This is a genomic window from Nonomuraea composti, from assembly GCF_012034275.1.
In the GTDB taxonomy this organism is placed as follows: Bacteria; Actinomycetota; Actinomycetes; order Streptosporangiales; family Streptosporangiaceae; genus Nonomuraea; species Nonomuraea composti.
Genome location: NZ_JAATEP010000001.1, coordinates 26,642 through 42,145 on the forward strand (window position 1 = coordinate 26,642; position 15,504 = coordinate 42,145).

Below are 15,504 nucleotides of genomic sequence, written 5' to 3' on the forward strand. Positions count from 1 at the left end.
GGCCTGGGACGGCCGAATGGGCGGCGGTGCGACGCCCCGGGAGGTCGGGTGGGCGGCGGCGTGGCCTGGGGGCCGGATGAGCGGCGGCGTGGCCTGGGGCGGCCGGGTGAGTCGCGGTGCGACGCCCGGGACGGCCGGGTGGGTGGCGGTGCGACGCCCGGAGCGGTCGGGCGAGCGGCGATGTAACTGCGGGGGCCGTCAGGGGAGCGGCGATGTGACTGCGGGGGCCCCGTCAGGGGAGCAGGTCTTTCAACGTGCGGGCGAAGGCCTCGGGGTTGTCGAGCATGATGTTGTGCCCTGACTCCGGCACCTCCAGCACCCGCACGCCCGCCCCCCGCAGTTCCTCTGCCCCGGCCGGTGGGGCGCCTTGGGGGTACAGGAACGCGCGCGGGATCGCCAGCCCGACCAGCAGCTCCCGCATGGTCGGCACGGTCCCCTCGGCCAGGCTGACCGCGGTGCGGTGCAAACCACGCAGATCGGCCAGCCGCATCGTCGACCACCAGTGCGGCCCCACCCGATCGCGCACCTCCTTCCACCCCTCCGCCACGAACTCCTCCTCGCCGTAGGCCGCGATCCCGCTCCCGCCGGACGGCACCGGCGTACGGGGGTAGGGGTCGAGGTTGGCGTCCACCAGGATCAGCCGGGCGACCAGCTCGGGATGGCGCGCGGCCATGACGGTGGCCACCGCCCCGCCCATGCTGTGCGCGATCACGACCGCCCCCGCGACCCCCGCCTTGCGCAGCCCTTCCGCGAGCGTGTCGGCGTGCTCCTCCAGCGTGTACGAGAACTCGCGCGGCCGGTCGCTGATGCCGAACCCGAGCAGGTCGATCAGCAGCGACCGGTGCCGGGGAAGGAGAGGGTGGGCCGCCACCTCCGCGTAGTAGGGGGCCGAGGTGGCGCCGAGGCCGTGAACGTAGACGCGCGCCGGCTCCTCGCCGGGCAACTCCACCCAGCGCATGCGAGCCCCGCTGGGATGGACGATGGCATCGTGCATGACGGATCTCCTCATATATCGGGACAAATATATATCGGCCCCGAGGTATGATCACCGTCATGCTGGAGCTGGCGATACTCGGGTTCCTCAGAGACCGGCCGTTACACGGCTACGACCTGCGCCGCAGGGTGGCGGCGCTGATGGGCCACGTCCGCCCGGTGGCCGACGGCACCCTCTACCCGGCCATCAAACGCATGGCCGAGGCCGGCTGGCTCACCAGAAAGGACGAGCCCGGCACGGCCGCCGCCCCCCGCCGCACCCTCTACCTCACCCCCGAGGGCCGCGCCGAGCTGGAGCACCGCCTCCGGGAGCCGGACGAGGTCGACATCAGCGACGAGAACCGCTGGTTCACCCTGCTCGCCTTCCTGCGCCACCTCGACGAGCCCAAGGAGCAGGCGGTGGTGCTGCGCAGACGGCTGGCCTTCCTGGAGGAGCCGACCAGCTTCTTCTACGACGGCGACCGTCCGATGGGCGCCGAGGAGTTCCCCGACCCGTTCCGCCAGGGCCTCCTGATGATCGCCCACGCCACCAGCCAAGCTGAACTGTCCTGGCTCCACACCACCATCACCACCCTGGAAACCTCTCAACCGCCCGGGCTCGCCTGACGCCAGCACGCCCCCGCCCCGAAGCCGCACCGGCCGGGATGCGCATCGGTCTGGAGATGCATCAGCCGGGAGTCGCACCGGTCGGGAGATGCATCAGCCGGGAGTCGCACCGGTCGGGAGATGCATCGGCCCGGAGATGCGTCGGCCCGGAGATGCATCGGCCCGGCGTTGCACGGGCTCCGGGACGCACCGGTCGGGAGTCGCACCGGTCCAAAGATGCGCCGGCCTGGAGATGCATCGGCCCGGCGTTGCATCGGCTCGGGGGCGCACCGGCCGGGATGCGCATCAGCCGGGAGGTGCACCGGCCGAAATGTGCATCGGTCCGGAGATGCATCCGCTGGGAGATGTATCGGCCAGGAGGCGCACCGGTTCGGGGGCGTACTGGCCGGACGGCCCCGCGTCTGCCCGGCGTGCGGGACGAGGCGGGCTGCCGCGCCACTGGGCGTGCCGGGCGCTGCGTCGGACCCGGTCGTGGGGGCCCTCTGGAAACACCCAGTGGGAGGCGAGATCCCGCTACGGGACGTGCGGGCGCCGCGAGAAACACGCCAAGGAGCGTGCCCGATGCGGCATCCGGCCCGCCGCGCGCCCTGCACCTTCCCGGACGGCCGGAGCGGGTCAGGGGCGGAGGCCGGCCTCCTTGTGCAGGAGGGTGGTCAGGGCGTCGGGGTCGGCGGCCTGGACGCCCTTGGCGGCGAACCAGGTGGCGACGTTGCGGGCGTCCCGGTCGAGGAACGACGGGCCCGTGGGGTGCGCGATCACGTCCACGATCTGCGGCAGGTCGATGACCACGAGCCGCCCGTCACGCACCAGCAGGTTGTACGGGGACAGGTCCCCGTGCGCGAGCCCTTCGCGGGCCAGCGTGACCATGGCCGCCACGAGCTGCTCCCACAGGTCGTCGAGCCCTTCGGTGACCTGTGCCAGCCGCGGCGCCGCGTACCCGTCCGGGGTTCCGATGAACTCCTGGAGGATCTCCGTCCCGACGATCTGCACCGGGTACGGCACCGGCACCCCCAGCTCGTACAGCCGGCACAGCGCCGAGAACTCGGCGACCGCCCACTGCGCGGCGATGGCCTGCTTGCCGAAGGCGGTGCGGCCGGCCATGGCGCGGTTCATGCGGTCGTCGCGGGTCCGGCGGCCCTCCAGGTAGCCGGCGTCGCGGTGGAACAGGCGGTGCTGGGCGGAGCGGTACCGCTTGGCGGCCAGCAGGCAGACCCGGTCGGTGCCGGGGACGCCGCGGGAGATCAGGTGGACGTCGGCTTCCTTGCCCGTCTTGAGGATGCCGAGCTCGGTGTCGACGGCGGCCAGCTCGGTGACCAGCCAGCCGGGGTGGGGCCGCGGCCCTTTCTCGGTCGGGGTGCTCTGGTCCCAGGTGGACCAGCGGTCGCCTTCGGGCGGGCCGTCGAGGGTCTCGGCGGTGGTGTTCTCGAGCCATTCGAGGTCGTCGGCGTCGAGGGCGTACTTGCCACGGCGGCGGTGTTGCGAGTGCTTCGGCACGGTGGGGTGACTCCAAGTCTGAGGCCCACCGGCCGGCCGGATCAGGTCGGCTGTCGCCCGGTGGGAAGGTAAGAGGACGCGGAAAACGGCACGCGAACAGTCGTCGTCACGGTCTCACCCTCCCTTCGTGCAGCGGCGATCACGTGGTGATCGATACGAGCGTTGAGTATGGCGATGCGGGCGGCGCGGGCGCAACCGGATTATTCTCGGCGCGCGACCTGGCCGAGGTCATTGTTCTCGGCGCGCGACCTGGTCGAGGTCATTGTTCTCAGCGCGTGACCTGGTCGAGGTCGAGATCGAGGTCCACGTCGAAGCCGATGTTCGTGCGCAGCCGCTTGCGGTGGATGCCCGTGGGCACATACGCCCTGACCGCGGGTTCGAGCTCGAAGGTGTAGACGACGGGCAGGCCGTCTTCCTGCTCGACCCGCCAGAAGTGCTTGATGCCCGCATCCGAGTATTTGATCGGCTTCGTGGTGCGGTCGCGCTCTCTTGACTCGTCGGAGACGACCTCGACGGCCAGGTGGACGTCCTCGGGCTTGAACGAGGTGACCTTCGCGGTGAACGCCGACCTCTTGACGAGGAGGATGTCGGGCTCCGGCCGCTGCCGCAGGCCCAGCGTCACCGTCATCTCCCTGGCCACGATGAACTCCGCGGGTGGGCGGAGCGACTGCTCCAGCAGGCGGAGCATGAGCATGTGGAAGCCGGTCTGCGGTGAGATCATGACGAGTGATCCATCGATCAGCTCGACGTGCCTGGGCGCGTCGGGGGGGAGGTGATCGAGCATGTCGGCGGTCCAACCGCCAGGAGGCCCGGGGTGGAACCACTCCGGAAGGGCCGTGCTCATCAGCGCCTCCTCAGCGAATCTCACGCACTGTGTCCATGATGCCACACCAGGTGAGTGTCAGGGCCGGTCCTTGCGTTCCTCCATGGAGCGGCGGTAGAGCTCGTCGATCTCGTCGAGCGGGTCGGGGGCGCGGCGGCGGGCCTCGATCTCGAGGTCGGTGCGGGAGCTGAGGTCGGCGATGCCGGTGGCGATGTGCTGGACCTGGTCGCTGAGGAGGTCGGCGCGGATGCGGGCGCACATCGCCGTCAGCTTGGCCTGGTGCTGCCGGAGCCGGTCGAGGGTGGCGTGGTCGACGTACGGCGACAGGCGGCGCTGCTGGGCGTACATGCCGAGCTGCCCGTCGTGCACGTCGGCCTGGGCCGTGAGGTCGGCCAGGAGGCGGGGCAGGTCGCCGAGGCCCCAGCCGAGGCTCTGCGCGTGCTCGACGGCCTGGCGGGTGAGGGAGACCTCGCGGCGCAGGTCGAGCCGCAGGCGTTCGACCTCGGCGGCGTCGCCCGTGCCCATCGCGTTGACGTGGGTGCTGAGGCGGGCCGTGGCCTGCTTGGCCTTGACGGCGGCCTTCTTGCCCAGCTTGACCAGGAGGTAGATGCCGACGCCGCCCAGCAGCAGGAGGAACGCCAGGATCACCAGCACGATGACAAGGAACTCGCCGATCTTCGCCACCTCCTGTTGGTGTTGGTGACTTGAAGGATAGTCGGCCGCGGCGGTTCGGGCGCGCCGGGCGAGGGGACGGCGGGCAAGCAAGCTCTTGATCGGTTGGGGTCCATGTGTTTCAGTGCACATGTCTCCCCAAACCACCCCGAGAAAGGGCGATTCAGGGTGCTGGACGGCAAGGTTGTGATCATCACGGGCGGCGCCCGGGGCATGGGGGCGGCCACCGCCCGGCGCTGCGTCGCGGCAGGGGCCCGGGTCGTGGTCACCGACGTGCTGGTGGAGGAGGGGAAGGCGACCGCCAAGGAGCTGGACGCCCGCTTCGTCGAGCACGACGTGACCAGCCAGGACGCCTGGGCGGCCGTCGTCGCCGAGACCCTGGAGACGTACGGCGGCCTCGACGGCCTGGTGAACAACGCCGGCATCGCCACCATGCTGCCGATCGAGGAGCAGCCCCTGGAGGAGTTCCAGAACGTCCTCCAGGTGAACCTGGTGGGCACGTTCCTGGGGTTGAAGGCCGTGGTCGGGCCGATGCGGGAGCGGGGCGGCGGCGCGATCGTGAACCTGTCGTCGGTCGCGGGCCTGTTCGCGCTGCCGATGACCGGCGGGTACGGCGCGTCCAAGTGGGGGGTGCGCGGGCTGACGAAGATCGCGGCGCTGGAGTTCGGGCGGGACCGCATCCGGGTCAACTCCGTCCATCCGGGGATGATCGTCACCCCGATGACGCAGCGGCTCGGCGCGGTGTCGGGGGAGGGCACGTTCCGGCTGGCCGCGGCCGGGCGCTGGGGCGAGGCCGAGGAGGTGGCGGAGGCGATCGCGTTCCTGCTGTCGGACGCCGCCTCGTACGTCACCGGCGCGGAGCTGGCCATCGACGGCGGGTGGACCGCGGGGGAGGGCTCCCTGCTCCCGCCACCACAGAAGCCGCAGCCAAAGTCACAGGAGGTCTAGGTGCCGTACGCGGAGGTCGGGGAGGGTGTGCGGCTGTTCTACACCGACGACGGGAAGGACGGCCCGGCGCCGCTGCTGCTGGTGCACGGCTGGGGCACCGACTCGCACCAGTGGTCGTGGCACATCGACGCGCTGGCCGCCGCCCACCGCGTGCTGGCCGTGGACCTGCGCGGCCACGGCTACTCCTCGGTCCCGGAGACCGGCAACACGCCGCGCGCGATGGCGGAGGACCTGGACGTGCTGCTGGACCGTCTCGGCATCCCGCAGGTGATCGCCGTCGGGCACTCCATGGGCGGTCAGGTGGTCTCCATCCTGGCCGTCGAGCATCCGGAGCGGGTGCGGGCGCTGGTCACCCTGGACCCCGGCTACGGCATGGGGCCCGAGATCGCGCGCGGCTTCCCCCGGATGATCGCGAGCCTGCGGGGCGAGCATCCGCACGAGGCGGCCGAGCGCATCGACGAGTGGTGCACGAACGCCGCCACCCCCGCCGTCATCAGGCGCTGGCACAAGCGCAGGCTGTACGGGATGGCGCCGCACGTGCTGGCGCAGGCGTTCGAGGCGATGTTCACCGGCCCGGACGCCATCGGCGTGCGCCCGGCCAGCGACGACTACCTGGCCCGCCGGCGGTGCCCGGTGTTGTCGATCTGGGCGGACGCGGGGCGGGCGAGCTGGGAGGCCGGGCTGCTCAAGGACCCCGCGTCGGTGGTGCTGTCGTGGGAGGGCGCCAGCCACCGGCTGCACGAGGAGCGGCCGGACGACTTCGTCAACGCCCTGGAGGGCTGGCTGCGCCGCCTGTGACGGGGAGGATGACGGGCCCGGCGGCACGGGAACGTACCGCCGGGCGCCGACGCGCGTGAGCGTGCCAGGGTTGGGGGCCACGATCGACGCTCACACGTTTCCATCCCTTGTTCGCTACCTCGTCCCCCACCGTAGGCGGCCGGACGGGGCCGGCGGATCAGCCCGCGGGCGGATGGCGGGTCAGCCTGGCGGGTGATGACCCCGGGCCGCCCTCCTGCGGGCGCGGAAGCGGCGTACGCGCCGCAGCAGCCACCAGGCCACGACCGCGAGCGCCAGGAGCAGGACGATCACCAGGACGGGCAGGAAGATCGCGACCAGGCTCATCCCGAACGATCCCGCGTCCTCGACGGTGCTGACGACCGGCGCGCCGACCCCGGCCGTGCCGGCGTTGATCACGGGACGGGCGGCGGCCTTGACGGCGTGCACGGCCAGCGCCAGCACGATGCCCAGCAGCCAGCCGGCCCAGGGGTGCTCGGTCATCCAGGTCGAGCTGTCGAGCTCGGCGGCGGCGCTCGTGGCGGAGAAGACGACGCCGCCCGAGGCCGGGCGCACCACGGTCTGGATGGCGTCGTTGACGCTGTCGACGGCGGGCACCTTGTCGAGCACCATCTCGGCCAGCAGCAGCACCGCGAGGATGGCGAGCACGCCCCAGTTGGACAGCCAGGAGTAGCCGTCGGGCAGCCGCACGGCGTCGGTGACGTTCGCGAGCACCCCCACGACCAGGAGCGGGATGTACGCGTTCAGCCCGGCGGCCGTGGACAGCCCCAGGCCGGTCAATGCGGCGAGCATGCCCCTAGTCTGCCCGGGCCGCCTCGTCCATGAGCCGCGCCAGCCCGGGATCGGTGAACTCGGCCACGGCCCGCTCGTACTTCTCCATGCCCCAGGACCAGAAGTCGAAGTCGATGGTGTCGTTCGCGCCGTCCTGGATGGAGGCCCACAGCGTCCAGCCGTACTTGGACATGAGGCCGAGCAGGCGCGCCCGGGCGATCTTGTGGCGCAGGCGGCGGCCGTAGTAGGCGGTGACGAGCTCCTCCAGGTGCTCGATCGGCAGGTCGGACTCGCTCCAGATGTTGCCGAGCTCGAAGCAGGGGTCGTTGTTGCCCGCGTACTCGTAGTCGATCAGCCAGAGGCGCTCGCCGTCGTCGAGGATGTTGCCGGGCAGCAGGTCGTTGTTGCACGGGACGATGCCCTCGTCCCTGACCGCCAGACATTTCCGGATCTGGGAGACGGTGGGCATGAAGTCGAGGTAGCGGGGCGGCAGGCGGAAGCCGCGCTCCCGTACGATCTCCAGATAGCGCCGCTGCACCTCGAACATGTCGAAGTCGCGCACGAACCGCGGCCCCGCGTGCAGCAGCCGGCACGCCCGCGCCACGCGCGGCAGGTTCGCCGGGTCCCGCAGGTCCGCCTCCGTGTACGTGCGGCAGTTCGGCAGGAAGCCCACCACGAGCACCCCGAGCTCCGGCAGGTAGGCGTGCACCGGCGCGCCCACCCCGGCCCGCGCCGCCGCGATCGAGTTGGCGTGCTCGGCGTCCCGGTCGATGGCCAGCAGCTCGCCGTCGCTGGCCCACACGCGCACGACGTACACGCCGGACGGCGTCGTGACCTTGTAGTTGTGGTTGGTGAGCCCGCCGGGCAGCTCCTCCACGGAGCGCGGCACGCCGGACAGCAGGGGGATGCGATCGAGGACCTCGGGCGCGGCCATGCTGAATGCTAGCTCCACGCCGCTAAACGGTCTAGACCTTTAGGGGCGTGCCGGTTAGCCTCGCGACCATGAGCGACTCGGCCCGCATCGTGATCATCGGTGGCGGGGTGGGCGGCGCGTCCGTCGCCTACCACCTCACTCAACTCGGCGAACGTGACGTCGTCCTCCTGGAGCGGGACGAGCTGACCAGCGGCTCCACCTTCCACTCCGCCGGGCTGGTCGGGCAGCTGCGCGCCGACCCGACGCTGACCAGGATGAACCAGTACTCCGTCGAGCTCTACCGCACCCTCGACGCCGGCTGGACCGAGTGCGGCGGCATCAAGCTCGCCTCCACCCCCGAGCGGATGGCGGAGATCCGCCGCCAGATCGGCTGGGCGCGCACGTTCGGGCTGCCGCTGGAGGAGATCTCCGTGGCCGAGGCCGTGGAGCTGTTCCCGCTCATGAACCCCGAAGGCGTCGTCGGCGCCGCGTACCTGCCGACCGACGGGCAGATCGACCCGTCCCAGCTCTGCTACGCCCTGGCCGCGCGCGCCCGCGAGGGCGGCGTCACCGTGCGCACCCGCACCCGCGTGCTCGGCATCACCGTCGAGCGGGGCCGCGTCACCGGCGTGCGCACCGACCAGGGCGACATCGCGTGCGAGGTGGTGGTCAACTGCGGCGGCATGTTCGCCGCCGAGATCGGCCGCATGGCCGGCGTGCGGGTCCCGATCGTGCCGATGTCGCACCAGTACGTCGTCAGCGACGCCTTCCACGAGCACACCGGCCTGCCCACCCTGCGCGACCCCGACCTGCTCGTCTACTACCGCCAGGAGGTCCAGGGCCTGGTGATGGGCGGCTACGAGCGTCAGTGCGCCCCCTGGACGGCCGGTCACAACGCCTACGACGCGGTGCCCGGCGACTTCAACGGCCGCCTCCTGCCCGAGGACTGGCCGCGGTTCGAGGAGATCTCGGACAACTCCAGGATCCGCGTGCCCGCCATGGCCGACGTCGGCATCCGCAAGCTGATCAACGGGCCCGAGGCGTTCACCCCCGACAACGAGTTCTGCCTCGGCGAGACCGAGGTCGCCGGGTTCTTCGTGGCGGCCGGCTTCTGCGCCCACGGCATCGCCGGCGCGGGCGGCATCGGCAAGGTCATGGCCGAGTGGATCGTCGAGGGCGAGTCCAGCATGGACCTGTGGCACATGGACGTGCGCCGCTTCGGCCGCCACTACCGCTCCCCGTCGTACACGATCAAGCGGGCCGTCGAGAACTACGAGACGTACTACGACATCCGCTACCCCGGCCACGAGCGGTCGGCGGGCCGCCCGCTGCGCGTCTCGCCCGCCTACAGCTGGCACGCCGCCCACGGGGCCGCGTTCGGCGAGAAGTCCGGCTGGGAGCGGGTCAACTACTACACCGCCAACGAGGTGCCCGGCGACGACGAGCGGCCCGGCGGGTGGGCCGGGCGGCTGTGGTCCTCCGCCATCGGCGCCGAGCACCGCGCCACCCGCACGGCCGCCGGGCTGTTCGACGAGAGCTCGTTCGCCAAGATCGAGGTCACCGGGCCCGACGCCGCCGCCCTCCTGGAATGGGTGTGCGACAACCGGGTCGCCCGGCAGGTCGGCGCCGTCACGTACACGCAGGCGCTCAACCGGCGCGGCGGCATCGAGTGCGACTTCACCGTCACCCGGCGCGGCGAGGAGGAATTCCTGATCGTCACCGGCACCGCGTTCGGCTCCCACGACCTGGGCTGGCTGCGCAAGCAGGCCGCGCGCACCGGCTCGAACGTCAGGATCGCGGACGTGACCGGCCAGTACGCGTGCTTCGCCCTCTGGGGGCCGCGCGCCCGCGACGTGCTCGGCGGGCTCACCCCCGGCCCGCTGGACTTCCCGTTCATGTCCGCGCGCGAGCTCACCGTCGGCGACGTGCCCGTGCTGGCGCTGCGGGTGACGTTCGTGGGGGAGCACGGGTGGGAGCTGTACTGCTCCAGCGAGTACGGGCTCGCGCTGTGGCAGACGCTGTGGCGGGCGGGGGAGCCGTACGGGCTCGTCGCCGGCGGGTACCGGGCCATCGACAGCCTGCGGCTGGAGAAGGGGTACCGCGTGTGGGGGGCCGACATCGGGCCCGAGACCACGCCGTACGAGGCCGGGCTGGGGTTCTGCGTCAAGGACGACAAGGACTTCCTCGGCAAGGACGCGCTCGACCCCGCGCCCGCGCGGCGGCTGCGCTGCCTGACCCTGCGCGACCCGCGCGCGATCGCGCTCGGCAACGAGCCGGTACGCGTGGACGGCCGCGTCGAGGCGCGGGTCACCTCCGGCGGGTACGGGTACACCGCGCGCGAGTCCATCGCCTACGCCTACCTGGAGGCGGAGCCGGGCACCCCGGCCGAGGTCGAGGTCGAGGGGCGGTGGGTGCCGGCGACGGTGGTCAAGGGGCCGCTGGTGCCGTGACCCGCCGCCTCAAGGCTCCGTGACGCCGCTGCGGACCGAGATGCGGACACGGTCGGGGCGGAACAGGTCCCGCGCGTACTCCACCGGCGTGCCGTCCGCCGCGTAGGCGGTGCGCTCGATCAGCATCAGCGGCGCGCCCGGCTCGATGCCCAGCTCGGCGGCCTCGGCGGGCTGGGCGATCACCGGCTCCAGGTGCTCCAGCGCGGTGCGCGGCTCCAGGTCGTACGTCGTCGCGAGCAGCGCGTACAGGGAGCCGGTGAGGTCCTGGTCGAGCAGGCCGGGCAGGCACGGGAAGTACGACCGCTCCAGCGCCACCGGAGACCGACTCGCCGGCCTCTCGCGCGCTGCCGAACGTACTCGGGCCACCTCGTGCACCGGCGAGCCGGGCGCGACGCCGAGCGCCCGCGCGGCGGCGGACGGCGCGGGCGCCGTCGCGGCCCGCAGGATCCGCGCCTCCGCCCGCAGGTGGGCGCGGCGCAGCTGCTCCGTGAAGCCCGCCAGGCCCGTCAGGTCGCACTCGATGCGCGGCTCCGGGCGCGGCTCGGCGACGAACGCGCCGCCCGACCGGCCCGGCACGCGCAGCAGCACGCCGTCGCGCTCCAGCGAGGCCAGCGCCTGCCGCAGCGTCATCCTGCTCACGCCGAGCCGCCCGGCCAGCTCCCGCTCGCCGGGCAGCCGGTCGCCCGGCGCCAGCTCGCCGCCGGCGATCGAGGCGAGCAGCCAGCGCTCGATCTGCACGTGCGCGGGGACGCCGGTGCCGCGCTCCAGCTCAGGCGGGGTCCCGACCACAGGCGCAGGGTACCTCCTGGGATGAATCAGGCGACGTGCGGCGTCACCCTTCCGACAGGCGGCGCAGGCGCTCGACGGCGTCGCCGAACTCGGCGATCATGTCGTACACGACGTCCCTGGCCGGCCTCACCTGGTCGAGCTGGCCCACGACCTGCCCCACGAAGTAGTTGACCAGCTCCACCGCGCCCGGCTCGCCCTTCTCGGCCGCCGCCCCGATGCGCGCCATGGCGCCCTCGGCCAGCAGCATCTGCAACGGCATCCCCAGCGCGCCGGGGCTCTCGGGCCCTGAGTCCCATTCCTCGGTCCAGGCGGACCTGAGCTGGCGGGCCGGCTTCCCCGTACGGGACCGGGACCGGACCGTGTCCAGCGACGAGGCGGCCAGGAACTTGGCCTTCACGGCGGGCGCCGTCTCCGCCTCCTCGGTCGTGAGCCAGACGGAGCCGCACCACACGCCCTCGGCCCCGAGCGCCATGGCCGCCGCCATCTGCCGGCCGGACGCGATGCCGCCCGCCGCCAGCACCGGGACGGGCGCGACCGCGTCCACGACCTGCGGCACCAGCACCATCGTGGAGACGTCGCCGGTGTGCCCGCCCGCCTCCGTGCCCTGCGCCACGATGAGGTCCGCGCCCGCCTCCACCTGCCTGCGGGCGTGCTCGACCGTGCCGACCAGCGCGGCCACCGGCACCCCCGCCTCCCTGGCCCTGGAGACCATCTCGGGCGGCGGCGGCCCCAGGGCGCTGGCGATCAGCCCGACGCGGTGCTTGAGCGCCACGTCGATGAGCCCGGTCGCCCCCGCCGCCGTGACCCGCCGGCCGAACTCGTCGGCCACCGCCGTCATGGGCTGGCCGGGGGCGCTGACGCCGTACTTGGTCATGAGGTGGGTGACGAAGTCGCGGTGCCGGTCCGGCACCGCCTCCAGGAGGTGCGTGCGGCGGTCCAGCGCCGATGGGTCGATCTTGCCGGGGACGAGCACGTCCACCCCGTACGGGCGGCCGCCCACCCGCTCGTCCAGCCAGGTCAGCTCCGTGTCGAGCTGGTCGGGCGAGTACGCGATCGCGCCCAGCACCCCGAACCCGCCCGCGTTGGTGACGGCGGCCACCACGTCGCGGCAGTGGCTGAAGGCGAACAGCGGGAACTCGATGCCCAGACGCTCACAGATGGTGGTCCGCATGTCACGACGCTAACCGTCAGAACCTTGTTCGGTCCAGGGGCGCTTCAGGGGAGACGCCGTTCAGCTCGGCGGGCGTGTGCCAGCCCAGCTCCGGCGAGTAGCCGCGCACCCGCTTGGCCGGGACCCCCGCCACCACGCTGTGGTCGGGGAACACGCCCCGCACCACCGCGCCGCCCGCCACCACGCACTGGCGGCCCAGCGTGGTGCCCGGCAGGATGATCGCACCCGTGCCGATCCACGACCCCGAGCCGATGGAGACGGGGCTGTTGCGCGGCCACTGCCGCCCGATGGGGATGTCCGGGTCGTCGTAGACGTGGTTCTGGTCGGTGATGTAGACGTACGGGCCGGTGAAGACGTCGTCACCGATGCGTACCGACTGGTGGGCGACGATGTGCGAGCCGCGCCCGATCGAGCAGCTCGCGCCGATCCGCAGGATCGTGTCCGGCCCGAGATCACGGTCGGGGACCATGCCGCACGAGAGCGACACCCGCTCGCCGACGAGCGTGTGGTCGCCGATCTCGATCCACTGCTCGCCGAAGATCGCGCCCGGCGGGAAGGCGATGCTGACCCCGGCGCCCAGATGGCGGAACCGGTAGCCGGCGGGACTCTCCGGGGAGATCGCGCCGGCGCGCCGGATCCCCCTGTAGGTACGGTGAATCAACGCGCCCAAAGCCCGCCGAACTACTGACATAGGGACCAAAGTTACCGCTAGGTCATGCCGTTCAGGCATGTGAGGGGCGTTGTTTGATATCCTGAGAGCCCGTGGACACTTCGACCACACCTCGAGCCACGGGAGCCCCTTTGCGCAGCGCATCGCAAACCAAGCATCTGTTCGTCACCGGCGGTGTCGCCTCCAGTCTCGGCAAGGGGCTCACGGCATCCAGCCTCGGTCGCCTGCTCAAAGGGCGCGGTCTCAGGGTCACCATGCAGAAGCTCGACCCTTACCTCAACGTCGACCCCGGCACCATGAACCCGTTCCAGCACGGCGAGGTGTTCGTCACCGACGACGGCGCCGAGACCGACCTCGACGTCGGCCACTACGAGCGCTTCCTCGACACCGACCTGCACGGCTCCGCCAACGTGACCACCGGCCAGGTCTACTCCAACGTCATCGCCAAGGAGCGGCGCGGCGAATACCTCGGCGACACCGTCCAGGTCATCCCGCACATCACCAACGAGATCAAGGACCGGATCCGGGGAATGGCCGGCCCTGACGTGGACGTCGTCATCACCGAGGTCGGCGGCACCGTCGGCGACATCGAGTCGCTGCCGTTCCTGGAGGCCGTGCGCCAGATCAGGCACGAGGTCGGCCGCGACAACGTCTTCTTCCTGCACGTGTCGCTGCTGCCGTACATCGGCCCGTCCGGAGAGCTGAAGACCAAGCCCACCCAGCACAGCGTCTCTGCGCTGCGCAGCATCGGCATCCAGCCCGACGCCATCGTCCTGCGCTCCGACCGGCCCGTCCAGACCGCGATCAAGCGCAAGATCAGCCTCATGTGCGACGTCGACGAGGACGCCGTCGTCTCCGCCGTGGACGCCGCCTCCATCTACGACATCCCCAAGGTGCTGCACTCCGAGGGCCTCGACGCGTACGTCGTGCGCCGGCTCGGCCTGCCCTTCCGCGACGTCGACTGGAAGGAGTGGGAGCAGCTCCTGCGCCGCGTGCACCGGCCGGCCAAGGAGGTCACGGTCGCGCTCGTCGGCAAGTACATCGACCTGCCCGACGCGTACCTGTCGGTCACCGAGGCGCTGCGCGCCGGCGGGTTCGCCAACGACGCCCGCGTCAACATCCGCTGGGTCAAGAGCGACGACTGCGAGACCCCCGAGGGCGCCGAGCGCGAGCTCGACGGCGTCGACGGCGTGCTCATCCCCGGCGGCTTCGGCGTGCGCGGCATCGAGGGCAAGATCGGCGCCATCCGCCACGCCCGCGAGAACAAGATCCCGCTGCTCGGCATCTGCCTCGGCATGCAGGGCATGGTGATCGAGGCCGCCCGCAACATGGCCGGCATCGAGGACGCCAACTCCGCCGAGTTCGACCCCGACACCAAGCACCCCGTCATCTCCACCATGGCCGACCAGGAGGACGTCGTCGCCGGCGAGCGCGACATGGGCGGCACCATGCGCCTGGGCAGCTACACCGCCAAGCTCGGCGAGGGCACCCTGGCCCGGCAGCTCTACGGCGGCAAAGCCAAGGCCGACGAGCGCCACCGCCACCGCTACGAGGTCAACAACGCCTACCGCGACAAGCTGGAGGCGGTCGGGCTGGTCTTCTCCGGCCTGTCGCCCGACGGCCGCCTGGTCGAGTACACCGAGCTGCCGACCGACGTCCACCCCTTCTTCATCGGCACCCAGGCCCACCCCGAGTTCCGCTCCCGCCCGACGCGGGCCAACCCGATGTTCAAGGGCCTCATCAACGCCGCACTCGCCTACGCCGACAGCCGCGTCGGTGCCAAGGTGGGCCCATGAACGTCGAAGACACGCCCGAGTCGTGGGACGTCGTCGATTCCAAGCACCGGTTCAAGGGCTACGTGATCGAAGTCGTCACCGACACCGTCAAGATGCCCCGTGACGAGGTCGCCGACCGCGACTACGTCGTGCACCCGGGGGCCGTCGCCGTGGTCGCGCTCGACGAGCACGACCGCGTCCTGATGATCAGGCAGTACCGCCACCCCACCCGGCACCTCATGTGGGAGCTGCCCGCCGGGATCCGCGACGTGGCAGGCGAACCGCTCGTCACCACCGCCGCCCGCGAGCTGGCCGAGGAGGCCGGCTACCGCGCCGGCACCTGGTACACCCTGGTCGACCTGCGCTCCTCGCCGGGCATGACCGACGAGCGGGTCCGCGTCTTCCTCGCGCGCGGCCTGAGCAGGATCCCCGACGAGGAGAACGGCTTCGTGCACCGGCACGAGGAGATCGACATGCCGGTCGAATGGGTCCCTCTGGCCGACGCGGTCGAGAAGGCGCTCATGGGAATGATCCACAATTCCTCGACCGTGGCCGGTATCCTCGCCGCATATGCGGCATCGGTCGAGGGGCACGCCCTGCTCCGCCCGGCCGACGCCCCGGAGGCGTGACGGAA

Annotated in this window: 15 protein-coding genes; 6 read left to right on the forward strand and 9 right to left on the reverse strand. The window is 71.8% G+C overall.

Features of this window, described 5'->3' with window-relative positions; translation table 11 throughout:
* Positions 1-232: 232 nt before the first annotated feature.
* Positions 233-994 carry an alpha/beta fold hydrolase gene (locus tag HCN51_RS00105; RefSeq protein ID WP_168005395.1) on the reverse strand — a complete coding sequence of 254 codons (762 nt, stop codon included), beginning with the start codon at positions 992-994 and terminating at the stop codon, positions 233-235.
* Positions 995-1,053: 59 nt separating this feature from the next.
* Between HCN51_RS00105 and HCN51_RS00110 the strand changes: the two genes are divergently transcribed.
* A complete protein-coding gene (locus tag HCN51_RS00110; RefSeq protein WP_240972288.1) occupies positions 1,054-1,599 on the forward strand; it encodes a PadR family transcriptional regulator in 546 nt (181 codons plus the stop codon).
* Positions 1,600-2,214: 615 nt separating this feature from the next.
* Here the strand turns inward: HCN51_RS00110 and HCN51_RS62025 are convergent.
* The 3 genes from HCN51_RS62025 to HCN51_RS00125 form a co-directional block, all read right to left on the reverse strand.
* Positions 2,215-3,093 (reverse strand): RIO1 family regulatory kinase/ATPase domain-containing protein, encoded by an 879-nt coding sequence (locus HCN51_RS62025; RefSeq protein WP_168005405.1) that lies wholly within the window; start codon positions 3,091-3,093, stop codon positions 2,215-2,217.
* Between the two features lie 268 nt (positions 3,094-3,361).
* Entirely contained in the window at positions 3,362-3,937 is a 576-nt protein-coding gene (locus HCN51_RS00120) for a Uma2 family endonuclease (protein WP_168005407.1), read from the reverse strand.
* Between the two features lie 57 nt (positions 3,938-3,994).
* A complete protein-coding gene (locus tag HCN51_RS00125) occupies positions 3,995-4,600 on the reverse strand; it encodes a hypothetical protein (protein ID WP_168005409.1) in 606 nt (201 codons plus the stop codon).
* A gap of 156 nt (positions 4,601-4,756) precedes the next feature.
* Here HCN51_RS00125 and HCN51_RS00130 point away from each other — a divergent pair, with 156 nt between their 5' ends.
* Together HCN51_RS00130 and HCN51_RS00135 are read left to right on the forward strand one after the other, a co-directional pair.
* Positions 4,757-5,536, forward strand: coding sequence for a glucose 1-dehydrogenase (locus HCN51_RS00130; protein ID WP_346433473.1), 780 nt, complete (start codon positions 4,757-4,759; stop codon positions 5,534-5,536).
* A complete protein-coding gene (locus HCN51_RS00135; protein ID WP_168005413.1) occupies positions 5,537-6,334 on the forward strand; it encodes an alpha/beta fold hydrolase in 798 nt (265 codons plus the stop codon).
* Between the two features lie 180 nt (positions 6,335-6,514).
* On the opposite strand, the gene HCN51_RS00140 is transcribed toward HCN51_RS00135, so the two are convergent.
* Both HCN51_RS00140 and HCN51_RS00145 read right to left on the reverse strand, forming a co-directional pair.
* Positions 6,515-7,123 carry a DUF4126 domain-containing protein gene (locus HCN51_RS00140; RefSeq protein WP_168005415.1) on the reverse strand — a complete coding sequence of 203 codons (609 nt, stop codon included), beginning with the start codon at positions 7,121-7,123 and terminating at the stop codon, positions 6,515-6,517.
* A 4-nt stretch (positions 7,124-7,127) separates the two neighbouring features.
* On the reverse strand, positions 7,128-8,054 hold the full coding sequence (locus HCN51_RS00145) for a choline kinase family protein (protein WP_346433474.1): 927 nt from the start codon (positions 8,052-8,054) through the stop codon (positions 7,128-7,130).
* A 50-nt stretch (positions 8,055-8,104) separates the two neighbouring features.
* On the opposite strand from HCN51_RS00145, the gene HCN51_RS00150 reads away from it, so the two are divergent.
* Positions 8,105-10,465, forward strand: coding sequence for a GcvT family protein (locus HCN51_RS00150; RefSeq protein ID WP_168005417.1), 2,361 nt, complete (start codon positions 8,105-8,107; stop codon positions 10,463-10,465).
* Between the two features lie 9 nt (positions 10,466-10,474).
* On the opposite strand, the gene HCN51_RS00155 is transcribed toward HCN51_RS00150, so the two are convergent.
* Genes HCN51_RS00155 through HCN51_RS00165 form a run of 3 tightly spaced genes read right to left on the reverse strand, consistent with a single transcriptional unit; the run spans position 10,475 to position 13,116 of the window.
* Entirely contained in the window at positions 10,475-11,254 is a 780-nt protein-coding gene (locus HCN51_RS00155; protein ID WP_168005419.1) for a UTRA domain-containing protein, read from the reverse strand.
* Positions 11,255-11,297: 43 nt separating this feature from the next.
* Positions 11,298-12,425: an NAD(P)H-dependent flavin oxidoreductase gene (locus HCN51_RS00160; protein ID WP_168005421.1), complete on the reverse strand. Its 1,128-nt coding sequence runs from the start codon at positions 12,423-12,425 to the stop codon at positions 11,298-11,300.
* Between the two features lie 16 nt (positions 12,426-12,441).
* Positions 12,442-13,116: a DapH/DapD/GlmU-related protein gene (locus HCN51_RS00165; protein WP_168005423.1), complete on the reverse strand. Its 675-nt coding sequence runs from the start codon at positions 13,114-13,116 to the stop codon at positions 12,442-12,444.
* Positions 13,117-13,226: 110 nt separating this feature from the next.
* On the opposite strand from HCN51_RS00165, the gene pyrG reads away from it, so the two are divergent.
* The gene (gene pyrG, locus HCN51_RS00170) at positions 13,227-14,891 is read left to right on the forward strand and encodes a CTP synthase (RefSeq protein ID WP_080040955.1); all 1,665 of its coding nucleotides are present in this window, start codon (positions 13,227-13,229) and stop codon (positions 14,889-14,891) included.
* Positions 14,888-15,499 (forward strand): NUDIX domain-containing protein, encoded by a 612-nt coding sequence (locus HCN51_RS00175; protein WP_168005425.1) that lies wholly within the window; start codon positions 14,888-14,890, stop codon positions 15,497-15,499. Before pyrG ends, HCN51_RS00175 begins: the two co-directional genes overlap by 4 nt.
* The last annotated feature ends 5 nt before the right edge of the window (positions 15,500-15,504 follow it).

Coding starts and splice junctions, on each gene's coding strand:
- HCN51_RS00175 (WP_168005425.1), top strand. CDS start 14,888: ATGAACGTCGAAGACACGCCCGAGTCGTGGGACGTCGTCGATTCCAAG.
- HCN51_RS00150 (WP_168005417.1), top strand. CDS start 8,105: ATGAGCGACTCGGCCCGCATCGTGATCATCGGTGGCGGGGTGGGCGGC.
- HCN51_RS00105 (WP_168005395.1), bottom strand. CDS start 994: ATGCACGATGCCATCGTCCATCCCAGCGGGGCTCGCATGCGCTGGGTG.
- HCN51_RS00140 (WP_168005415.1), bottom strand. CDS start 7,123: ATGCTCGCCGCATTGACCGGCCTGGGGCTGTCCACGGCCGCCGGGCTG.
- HCN51_RS00160 (WP_168005421.1), bottom strand. CDS start 12,425: ATGCGGACCACCATCTGTGAGCGTCTGGGCATCGAGTTCCCGCTGTTC.
- HCN51_RS00120 (WP_168005407.1), bottom strand. CDS start 3,937: ATGAGCACGGCCCTTCCGGAGTGGTTCCACCCCGGGCCTCCTGGCGGT.
- HCN51_RS00110 (WP_240972288.1), top strand. CDS start 1,054: ATGCTGGAGCTGGCGATACTCGGGTTCCTCAGAGACCGGCCGTTACAC.
- HCN51_RS00165 (WP_168005423.1), bottom strand. CDS start 13,116: ATGTCAGTAGTTCGGCGGGCTTTGGGCGCGTTGATTCACCGTACCTAC.